Annotated in this window: 12 protein-coding genes and 2 pseudogenes; 7 read left to right on the top strand and 7 right to left on the bottom strand. The window is 36.4% G+C overall.

The features are described 5' to 3' along the window. Window positions 1-306: 306 nt before the first annotated feature. Both G593_RS0117620 and G593_RS0117615 read left to right on the top strand, forming a co-directional pair. Complete coding sequence (locus G593_RS0117620; RefSeq protein WP_029732526.1) at window positions 307-1,014, top strand: response regulator transcription factor; 708 nt, start codon at window positions 307-309, stop codon at window positions 1,012-1,014. Window positions 1,015-1,016: 2 nt separating this feature from the next. Next, on the top strand, window positions 1,017-2,393 hold the full coding sequence (locus tag G593_RS0117615; protein ID WP_029732525.1) for a sensor histidine kinase: 1,377 nt from the start codon (window positions 1,017-1,019) through the stop codon (window positions 2,391-2,393). Window positions 2,394-2,459: 66 nt separating this feature from the next. Here the strand turns inward: G593_RS0117615 and G593_RS18915 are convergent. The 4 genes and pseudogenes from G593_RS18915 to G593_RS20415 all read right to left on the bottom strand — a co-directional run. Then, window positions 2,460-2,771: pseudogene (locus tag G593_RS18915) on the bottom strand (conjugal transfer protein); the annotation flags it as partial. Between the two features lie 10 nt (window positions 2,772-2,781). Next, the gene (locus G593_RS0117605) at window positions 2,782-3,111 is read right to left on the bottom strand and encodes a type II toxin-antitoxin system RelE/ParE family toxin (RefSeq protein WP_028087853.1); all 330 of its coding nucleotides are present in this window, start codon (window positions 3,109-3,111) and stop codon (window positions 2,782-2,784) included. After that, window positions 3,108-3,416 (bottom strand): type II toxin-antitoxin system RelB/DinJ family antitoxin, encoded by a 309-nt coding sequence (locus G593_RS0117600; protein ID WP_028087852.1) that lies wholly within the window; start codon window positions 3,414-3,416, stop codon window positions 3,108-3,110. The genes G593_RS0117605 and G593_RS0117600 overlap by 4 nt, the downstream gene beginning before the upstream one ends. 79 nt (window positions 3,417-3,495) lie before the next feature. Next, entirely contained in the window at window positions 3,496-3,657 is a 162-nt protein-coding gene (locus G593_RS20415; protein ID WP_044994808.1) for a hypothetical protein, read from the bottom strand. Window positions 3,658-3,769: 112 nt separating this feature from the next. Between G593_RS20415 and G593_RS21840 the strand changes: the two are divergent. Both G593_RS21840 and G593_RS20585 read left to right on the top strand, forming a co-directional pair. Next, a pseudogene (locus G593_RS21840) lies at window positions 3,770-4,267 on the top strand (transposase); the annotation flags it as partial. A gap of 51 nt (window positions 4,268-4,318) precedes the next feature. Beyond that, window positions 4,319-4,495: a hypothetical protein gene (locus G593_RS20585; RefSeq protein WP_005341558.1), complete on the top strand. Its 177-nt coding sequence runs from the start codon at window positions 4,319-4,321 to the stop codon at window positions 4,493-4,495. A 374-nt stretch (window positions 4,496-4,869) separates the two neighbouring features. On the opposite strand, the gene G593_RS0117575 is transcribed toward G593_RS20585, so the two are convergent. The 3 genes from G593_RS0117575 to G593_RS0117565 form a co-directional block, all read right to left on the bottom strand. Beyond that, window positions 4,870-6,063: a tyrosine-type recombinase/integrase gene (locus G593_RS0117575; RefSeq protein ID WP_029732522.1), complete on the bottom strand. Its 1,194-nt coding sequence runs from the start codon at window positions 6,061-6,063 to the stop codon at window positions 4,870-4,872. Window positions 6,064-6,141: 78 nt separating this feature from the next. Beyond that, window positions 6,142-6,345, bottom strand: coding sequence for an excisionase (locus G593_RS0117570; protein ID WP_002610247.1), 204 nt, complete (start codon window positions 6,343-6,345; stop codon window positions 6,142-6,144). Beyond that, window positions 6,345-7,406: a replication initiation factor domain-containing protein gene (locus G593_RS0117565; RefSeq protein WP_279222299.1), complete on the bottom strand. Its 1,062-nt coding sequence runs from the start codon at window positions 7,404-7,406 to the stop codon at window positions 6,345-6,347. Before G593_RS0117565 ends, G593_RS0117570 begins: the two co-directional genes overlap by 1 nt. Before the next feature lie 495 nt (window positions 7,407-7,901). On the opposite strand from G593_RS0117565, the gene G593_RS0117560 reads away from it, so the two are divergent. The 3 genes from G593_RS0117560 (at window position 7,902) to G593_RS0117545 (ending at window position 10,131) form a co-directional block, all read left to right on the top strand. Further along, the gene (locus tag G593_RS0117560; protein WP_022293717.1) at window positions 7,902-8,573 is read left to right on the top strand and encodes a helix-turn-helix domain-containing protein; all 672 of its coding nucleotides are present in this window, start codon (window positions 7,902-7,904) and stop codon (window positions 8,571-8,573) included. Between the two features lie 310 nt (window positions 8,574-8,883). Next, the gene (locus G593_RS0117550) at window positions 8,884-9,363 is read left to right on the top strand and encodes an MGMT family protein (protein ID WP_002322212.1); all 480 of its coding nucleotides are present in this window, start codon (window positions 8,884-8,886) and stop codon (window positions 9,361-9,363) included. A gap of 351 nt (window positions 9,364-9,714) precedes the next feature. Continuing rightward, a complete protein-coding gene (locus G593_RS0117545; protein ID WP_005428613.1) occupies window positions 9,715-10,131 on the top strand; it encodes a YjdF family protein in 417 nt (138 codons plus the stop codon). Window positions 10,132-10,398 lie beyond the last annotated feature (267 nt).

Genomic DNA, 10,398 nt, shown 5'->3' with positions numbered 1-10,398 from the left:
TGAACCTCCTAAAATAAATGATGTTTGTAATAAAAAAAGTAAAAACAAACACCTAAAGGGAGGCGGACGAATAAAAAAATCAGATATGTAATTGTTAAGAATAAAAAAACATGATAACATAAGCATAGCAGTTCTTTTGTGTGTAATTGTTTGAGTGTGGTAACTTAACAATATAACATATACAAAAAAACTGCTACTTTTATTTTTGAAAAAAAAGTGGCGACCTTATTGTACGTAACGCTAGCCATCGCGCCAGCGATTTGGTACAATGGGATAAAGAAACTGCAAAAAGGGCGTGACAAATAAATGAATGATACATACTTAAAATCAAAAAAAATATTGATCGTTGATGATGAAGAATGTTTAAGAAGTATGCTTATAACCATATTAGAAGATGAAAATTTTTTAAATATTATTACCGCTGATTGTGTAAAAACAGCTTTGGAAATCTGTCAACAGGAAAAACCAGATATAGCTATATTAGATGTCATGCTTCCAGATGGAAGCGGTTTTGAACTTATGGAAACACTAAGAAGTTTCACTAATATTCCAGTGATATTTTTGACCGCAAAAGATGATATACAGGATAAATATTCGGGATTTGGGTTGGGAGCTGACGATTATATAACAAAACCCTTTATGCCAAAAGAACTTATATTTCGTCTAAATGCTGTATTACGCAGATGTTATAAGGAAGATAGCCCACTTATAGAATTACGTGATTGTAAAATTGATTTAGCTAATGCACAGGTTATATGGGAAGATAAGATTTTACCTCTTACTGCAAAAGAACATGATATTTTAGAAGCACTTGTACGAAATGCTAACCATATCGTAACAATAGACGCTCTTTGTGAAGCTGTATGGGGCGACAATCCATTTGGATATGGAAATTCGCTAATTGCTCATATTCGACGCATACGAGAAAAAATTGAAATTACTCCCTCAAAACCAAAATCACTAATAACTGTTAAAGGATTGGGATATAAAATAAATGTGGAGAGCAGGTTATAATAATGCGGAATTTTGGAAAATTTATTAGTAAACATTTATTCATATACTTGTCAGTAATAATCCTTATAGTGGGTTTTGATTTACTGCTTTTCTTCCTAACTTTTAATGATACTGTCAACAGTATAAGCGAAAATAATCCTGTCCAAACATTAGAAAAAGTATCTAATAATCTTACTATCCAAGATGGAAAATATATATTAAATAATAGGTGTCAAAAAGATTTAATTACAAACAATATCTGGGGAATTGTAATAGATAATAGCGGTAATGTAATCTGGCAATACAATCTACCAGAAGAAATACCACTTAAATATTCATTACAAGACGTTGCCACCTTTTCTAAGGGGTATATCAAAAATTATCCCGTATTCACATGGAAGCAAGAAAATGATTTATTGGTATTAGGTTATCCGAAGAACAGTTATTCAAAATTTGTGACTAACTATCTTCCTTTATCAGCAATGCAGAAAACTCCCATTATTCTTTTTATTATGTTGGTATCAAATGTAACTATTCTGTTTATTGTATATTATTTATCAAAACGAAATGTAATGCTGAAAGTTGCTCCTATTCTCAATGGATTGGATAAGCTATCTCATGGCGAAACGGTTGTCCTTAATATAAATGGGGAATTGGAAGATGTTGGAAAACGTATTAACGAAACATCATTGCAATTAGACAAACAAAATAAAGCGAGAGCAAACTGGATAAGTGGCGTTTCACATGATATACGAACACCTCTTTCCATGATTATGGGGTATGCAGATAGAATAACTTCTTCATTAGATGTTGGGGAAAACACCAGAAAACAAGCAAATATTATCAAAATCCAAAGTGTTAAAATTAAAAATTTGGTTCAGGATTTGAACCTTGTGAGTCAATTAAATTATAATGTTCAGCCAGTTAAACAAACGCCTGTTCATTTATGTAAAATGATACGAGAAATTGTCGTTGAGTATCTAAATAACAATCTAAATAATAAATTTGATTTTGAATTAAATTTAGACTGTAATACAGAACAAATCTCTATTATAGGAAATGAAAGATTGTTATATCGAGCAATACAAAATATTATTTCTAACAGTATCAATCATAATGAAAATGGTTGTACAATCTCAGTTAGTTTAGCTGTAAACGGAAACAATTTAATATTGGTAATCAGTGATAACGGAAAAGGAATATCAGAAGAAAAATTACAAAAAATACAGTCAACACCTCATTATCTGCAAAGTACAGATGAAAGGTTAGATTTACGGCATGGTTTAGGGCTTCTTCTTGTGAAAGAAATTGTTTCTATTCATAATGGAACTGTATCTATTTCAAGTGCATTAAATAACGGATTTTCCACGACTATTTCCTTACCCATAAAAAATCAATGATAAAACCGTAGCTTGTATTTTACATTAGAATGTTATCTTACAGGCTACGGTCTTTTGTGGTATCATTTATTCTACAATCTTCCAGTTATCGTCCTTATGAAGCACCAGCTCATACTGTGAGATTTGCGTCATTTTCGACTTGTTATCCAGATACTTCACAGACACACTGACCTTAAGATTATCGCCATCTTTGGTAAAAACAGGATTTACCAGCTCTGAAAATACATAGTCGCCGGATACAGGAGCAAGGGTAGGATTCTGGGTAATGACCATTACACCGTCCTTATCTACATGAACGGTCACGGTATAGTTTTCTGCGACTGCCTGTATCTGTTCTCCCTCTTTTACCTGCTGATCTACTTCGTAGGCAACGGTAAAATCATATCCTTTATTGCTTTGTGTGGAGATTTAACTGATTGTCTGTGTCCCGTCCGGCATACATTACTCTAAGTATTGTTACAACCTTTTTATCGCTGTCTGGAATATAAAGTACCACATAATTGTCTACTGGTAATACACGAAGTCCACGGCTTTTCCACGGTTCTTTTTCATATTTTCGATAACGCTCCGGCATCGTATCCAGACTTAATATCTGTTCTTCCAGACGGTCAAGCTGTCCGCTTGCATTTTCCGGCGATTGTAATTCAAAAGCAATATATTCAAAAATCCCTCTCAAATCACTGTCAGCCTGTTCGGATAATTCTACTTCATATATCATAAGCCATAATCCTTGCGAATGTCAGCAAATGCTTTCTTCGCATTTTTTGTCCGTCCAGCCTGCATATCCGCATATCCTTTCTCCAATTCTTCATTGAACTCTGCTTCTGATAATGTGCTGATATCAACAGGTCTGGCAGATGGTATTTTTACTTCAAACGGAAGTCCTCTCTGTAAGATAATCTGTTTATAAAACATATTGATAGCACTGGAAGCAGGGATACCAAGTGTAGACAGGATACTTTCTGCTTTTTCTTTGACATCTGGTTCAATCCTTGCATATAAATTTGCTGATTTTGTAGCCATATAAAACATCTCCTTTCGTGAGTAGTATTTCCATCTATCTTTATTATATGCAAATGTCCGCACAATAGCAATACTAATTTTATGCTCCAATAATCTTATTGAATAACTGTAACAATACATCTTTTACGCCGGACGCATTGAATACAAGACCAACGGCTACTAAGGCAACTACCAAGAATCCGATAGGTTTGGAAAACTCACGCTTGAATCCCAAGTAGATTCCGATAACAACAATCGCCATCAGCACAAGGCTCTGTGCGTTGCTTAAAAACCAGTTATAAAGATTCTGTCAAAATTCATGCTTTCTTTTCTCCTTTCAGTTCCATCATTTTTCGGTCAGACTGTCTGCCAGTGTCTATGCCAAACCGAATCTTTCTGATTCCAAAACAGTCATCAAATACATTGGGCGTTATCTTGGTCGCCCTGTAATTGCTACATCCAGAATAGACAGCTATGATGGTGATACTGTTCCCTTCCATTACAATCGGCATGAAGATAATAAATATATTGTAGAAACTCTCCCGGCAATTGATTTTATCAAACGATTAATTCGTCATATCCCTGAGAAGTACTTCAAAATGATTCGATATGGTGGCTTATATGCCAGACATCGAAAAACAGACGAAAAACTTTATCGTGCGATCTCGAAAAGCAAACATCGTATTTGCCGGAGTTTCAACCAATGGCGCACTGCCATTCTTTCTTCTTTTGGTTATGATCCTTTAGAGTGTCCGAATTGCAAACACAAAATGGAGCTTTTGGAACTCTATTATAATCATAAGCGCGTATCCCTCGAAGAACTCTATGAGAGAGCAATGTCCAAATCTTTCGGAAAGCGTTCTTCTGCATGATTTCTTTTTTCATGTTCTATGATATAATCCTCTAAAAGGAGGAATACTACCATGAAATCTAATATCGAGGAATTACGCAAAAAATACATGGACAATCCACCAGAAGGAATGACATCTAAGGACATTCGCAATATGAGCGAGGATGAACTTCTGGATATGGATTTCTTTTTAAACGAAGATGATTTATTTGCCGATGAGGCTGGTGTAGAAGGTTTTTATATCTTCTAACGAGCGTCATCTTGTTCTCATGCCCGATTTTGTGCGGGCTATTTTCATTCATTGTTCCAACAAAAATCGGAATTTCCTATTATATAAGAAAAAAGCAGTCAATCCTAAGATTAACTGCTTTTCGAATGTTACAACACATAACACAAAGTATCCACAAATTTTCAATTATCCTCAATAATTTCTAGGCGATTTCTTTATTTGATATTAAATTATATATGTCTTTTTGACTATCTTTTTATATCTTCTCAAATGTCCGCAAAGCCTTATTTTATAGGCTCTACGGGCATTTTGCTTTTGTGGTAAACCTCGCATATCTAGGTCTATCTTCTTATATTTTCGCTATCAAGCGTGGTTAAAATCGTGGTAAATACTTCTTATGCAATTAGACGCTGAACCTCTGATTTTGCGGTATCTATGGACGCATGAGCGTACCAGTTCATTGTGATACTGATATTTGAATGCCCCATGATATACTGTAAATCTTTCGGGTTCATGTTCTTGCTTGCCAGTCTTGTGCAGAACGTATGGCGTAGTGTATGCGGTGTGATATGTGGCAAGGGATTGTCCTTATGGTGCTTGTTGTATTTCTTTACCATGCGGATAAATAAGGCGGTATAATCAATGGCAACTTTGGGCTTGCCTTTATGATTGGCAAATAAGAAGTTGCTCCGTCCGTCTATCACAAATGGTTCTGCCTTTGGACGTTTCTTCATCACTCGTTGAAATGCTTGTATCGTTTCCTTGCTTAATGGTACTTGCCTTGTTCCGCTCTTTGTTTTGGGCGTTTCAATATAATAGCCTTGTTCCTTGCTCTTTAATAACTGGTGGTCGATAATCACAACTTCATTCTTGAAATCAATATCGGCTACTGTCAGTCCGCACAGTTCCGAGATACGAAGTCCAGTTTTCAACAGTATCAGCACATCATCATAATATTTGTGATACGCGTTGTCCGTCTTGATGAATGACAGTAGGACTTGTTCCTGTTCCTCTGTCAATGCAACTTTCTCTTTGGTATCATTTTCTAGGACTTCACTTAACTTAAAATCAAAAGGGTTCTTCCTTACACAATCGTCTTGTATGGCGATATAGAATGACGCTTTTAACGAGCGTTTATGGTTGTTAATGGTATTGTAGGAAAAGCCTTTCTCTTTCATGCGTAACGCCCATTCCTTAGCGTCAGAGGGTTTTATCGTATCAATGCTCCTAGCACCCAACTTGTCCTCTTTCAATAACCGCATGAGTTGTTCCCGTTGTTTCTGTGTGCTTTTCTTCACATTTGCCCTCTGTGCGTTCTGTTTGGCGTAGAGTTGGCAAAGTGTCATTTTCTTGCCTGTGCTGTCGATACCGTCCTCAATATCCCGTCTTATCTGCTGTTCCAGTTCTCGAAGTGAGGGTTTTTCCCGTTTTCCCTTTGGTGTCGGGTCTGTGGGTGTCAATCTCCAAGCATACACATATTTCGTGTTTCCAAATGCGTCCACATATTTATATAAGTATTTTCCGTCTGTTCGTTGGCTCTCTCCAGTATGCAGGATACGTCCTTTGCTATCCCGTCTTTTTTCTTTCATGGTGTCTGCTCCTTTCCTTGTTGGAAAGAGCCTTGATATGACTTGTGTTCATCATAACACATACAAGGCTCATTTGCATTAGATTGCGTCCAATTTATCAATGACCTTTTCAAACTGTCGGCGTTTAATCTGTATGCGGTTGCCATTCATAATGAGCCAGCCAGCGTCCTTGTTTTCCTCTGCCAAGCGTCTTAACTTGTTTTCTCCGATACGGAAATACTTTGACGCTTCTTCAATGGTAAGGGTGTATTTTTCCCATACGGGAATATCGTTGTTATTCATCAGATCCCCCCTTTCCCATGTTTCGTGTCATATTGAATATAAGGGATAAGGTCGGTGCGGTTTATCCTCTGTAAATGAGCAGTTAGTTTACTGGAAAGGGAATTACTGTATCTTGCCTTATCAAGCATAGTTCCCACTTTTTCCAGTCCACCTAATGCGTCATGTTCTTCCAAGAAGTAAAAACTTTTGACAGCGGAAATCACGCCACCCTCTGTAAGCCATTGCTGTGTTTCTTCAAGGGAGTTTTGCTGTTTTGGTACTTGCAGTTTCAAGACTTCCACAGCCCCTAAAAATCGTTCCCAAAACCGACACGTTTTCCATCTGCTCTTATTACTTTCGTTTCTGTTTGGCATGACAAAGCGTAGGTTATTTGCCAATAGTCCGAAAGCCAGTTCCCCAAGTTCCAGCGGTCTGTCCTTGAATGTCATGGCAAAAGCATGAGCCTTATCATCACGCAGTTGCATTTCTGTCCGTTTCCAACTGCCAACTTCCTCAAGTGTCTTGTTATGTTTTGAACAGACTTCCTTATCCTTATCATAAAAGCGGTAGGACAATCCCGATTTCCCAGCACCGATATAAACAGTCTTTGCGGTGTCGAAATCATCAAACTTGCTTTCGTCAAAGTGGTAGCCCTCACTATTCGAGATAAATTCCTCTTTTTCACATTTCTTCTTTATCTGCTCTATGGTAAAAAATGGCTTTTCGTTCTTATCATCAATGGCAATATCAAGCCTTGTGAAATGGAAGTTATCCAGTCCGTATCTTCGCTCACAGCGCCGGAACATATCCCCAAAGGTATAATTCCTACTGTCGAGAATACGGAAAATATCATCACAACCTCTTCCGGTCATAACAAGATAACAGCCTAACCCTTGTGGGTTGTCCTCTGTCTTTCTTGCGTCCCCCGATACATAAATATCTCCAATCTGCCAGCGTGCTTGATAGGTTTTGTATTTAATGCTTGCCGGATAGACATTGAAAATATCAGTCGGTAAACCTAAAATGTGCATGATAACATCTTCGGCGGTTGCCGTTTCAAATACAATACTGATGTAATCAATCTTAACGGATAAATTTTTGTGTGTAGTTATAGTGCATTTCTCCTTTCGTACTTCTCGTTTTTTTGCGGGGTAAAAATTGTGTTTTGTCCTTTATTTATCACAGTTTCTAGGTACTATGACATGTATGCGCAGGGCGGTGTTACATATACGCCCTTTACGAACGCCTAAAGGCGTTCCCTTTCTTCCTGTGTCTGCCCCGTTCTTAACGCTCACGAGCCTTGTAAGGCTCGTGGCTAAACGGAACAGCCCCAGTCAGAAACCTTGTTTTCGGTCTGATAGTCCATGCTTATTCATGCTATCAAAGTGAAAATACATATTTTTGTGCTTACTCAAGCGTGTGATTGACCCTAGCGTGCTTAATCACTCTATCTGATGCGATAATAACGCCATTAGAATTACTTGTCAAGAAGTTTTTGTTGACTTTTAGATATATATTAAGTATGATATGCTTATAAATACCAAGAAAAGCAACGAAAGGAGCGGTTATACTAAGTTATGGAGCATTATGAAAAGAAAATCAGTTTCTTAGGAGAGAACATACAGACCATAAGAAAACACAGAGGAATGAAACAACAGGAACTTGCGGACAAAATCGGTATCAATATGCAGAGCCTTTCCAAAATTGAACGAGGTGTGAATTATCCTACCTTTGATACGTTAGAGAAGATAATGGACGTGCTGGGTGTAACGCCCAATGAATTATTGTCGGGAGAATGGAAGTATATTGACCACACTGAGCCCTATATCATGGATATTATCAAACGGGAACAAGACTTCAATGTTTCCTTAGATTACCTGTCTGAAAATGAATTTTTCGATGATGAAAAAGAATGCACATTTTACAAGGCATATAAACTCATACAGTATATCCATAACTACATTACCAATGAGGTTACGGAGTTGGAAGAACTTATGGAAATCAAGCAGTTGATACAGCGTCAAAAACTGGAACGCATGATAAAAGTACATAAGGAAATGCGAGGGTTAGACCGATACAGAGAACAGCCCAAAGAGTATAAATACCATGACCCTTATGATGATTGGATATTTCGTCAGCTTGCGGATATAGACAACAGAAACAACATTCCCGACACTTCTCCACAAGTAGACTTCAATGAGGGAGATTATGAAGATTATCTAAAGGCGAAATGGAACAGAGGTCTTTAATTTCCTCTTGCATGGAAGATACAGCAAACAAAAAGCCCAGTAAAGAGTGCAAAGCACCACCAATGGTGGCAAGGCTCTTGACAGGGCTTTTTCTTTTCTGTTGTGGGGTAATCAAGAGGAAGAAAGAAAAAGTGTGCATTTTTGTTCCATAAATGCTAAGGGTATGCTGATTTTTATTGTGGCGGATATATGGAACTGTTATAATATGGATATGAAAAAAGCGACAAATTTGAAAGTGTTAATAATTTTCAAACAGCCTCATTGCATGGAAATAAGAAACAGACTATCCTTAAAGTAGGAGGTGGCACAAATGGCAAATGAAGATAAAAAAGATTTTAATGCTATGTTGCATGATAGTAAGGATATGCCAAAATTTCAAATTATCATAGACCAGAAAAGTATTGAGAAATATGGTGGAAACAAAATGTATTTTGCTCCCCCGATTGACTATGACAAAGTAATGAAAAAAGTTCCGTATGGTAAAGTGATTACGGTTGGAAAAATACGAGAACACTTTGCAAAATTGAGTGGTGCAGATTTTACAGAGCCGATTACAGCGGGTATATTTGTTTCTATTGTAGCGTGGGCGAGTTATCAGCGTTCCGAAGATGAAACACCCTATTGGAGAACATTAAAAGCAAACGGAGAATTAAATGCTAAATATCCAAATGGTATTGAAGCGCAGAAAGAAAAATTAGAAGCAGAGGGACATACCATTATTCAAAAGGGGCGTAAAAATATACGATACTATGTAAAGGACTATGAAAATTCTCTTTTTGATTTGAAATAGGCAAATTCTATTTCACAATTTCATATCTCTATACACAAAGCAGTTAGTCTTAGGATTGACTGCTTTTTTCATACCTAAATTTCAGATTGGAGTGATGAAATGGTGTTTGTTAGAGCTGTTCAATAAGATTATCGGTGCATAAAATTTTATTGTAGTGCTGATATAGGAATGGTATAATTTTCAAGAAAGGTAATCAAATAATGATTATCTAAAATGACAAAGATAAAAACGCAAAGCATTTTATTATGTGAGAGCTGGTAGGTAGCCCAGCCGTCCTATGTTTATAGGGTAAGTAACCTGCCCCTCCGGGTTGTCCGTTCTTTGTTTGGAAATAAACAAGGAGGGATTGATATGAAGACAATAAAATGTAAATTGACTGTGTATTTTGCAGAACCTTTTTGGGTTGGAGTTTTTGAAAGAATTTGTGATGGAAAACTTTCCGTAGCAAAGGTAACATTTGGTGCAGAGCCAAAAGATTACGATATTCAAGAATTTGTGTTGAAACATTATTATGATTTACAATTTAGTCCAGCAGTTGAAACGATTGTAAAAAAGGATAAGAAAAATCCTAAAAGAGTTCTTAGAGATGTAAAGAAACAATTACAGAACAATGGAATTGGGACAAAATCGCAACAAGCTTTAAAATTACAACATGAATTAAAAAAAGAAGAATATAAATCTAATTCCAAACATAAAAAGCAAATGGACGCAGAACAAAAGTTTAAGTTGAAGCAACAAAAGAAAAAAGCAAAACACAGAGGACATTAAATGATGTTGCAATATCATAAACTAAATATTTTATAAGTTCATATCTACACAAAGCAGTTAGTCTTATGATTGACTGCTTTTTTCTTGCCAAAATTTCAGATCGGAGTGATGACATGGTGTCTGTTAGAGCTGTTCAATAAGATTATCGGAGCATAAAATTTTATTGTAGTGCTGATATGAGAATGTTATAATGTGGATATGAAAAAACGATAAACGGTAATTTAAAAAGGGGAAATGAAAAAGTGGCAATTTCAAATATAAATACAA

Origin of the sequence: Dorea sp. AGR2135, assembly GCF_000420885.1 — a bacterium.
Taxonomy (GTDB): Bacteria; Bacillota; Clostridia; order Lachnospirales; family Lachnospiraceae; genus Dorea; species Dorea formicigenerans.
The sequence above is the reverse complement of the archived record's forward strand: the minus strand, read 5'-3'. Positions and strand labels throughout refer to the sequence as shown.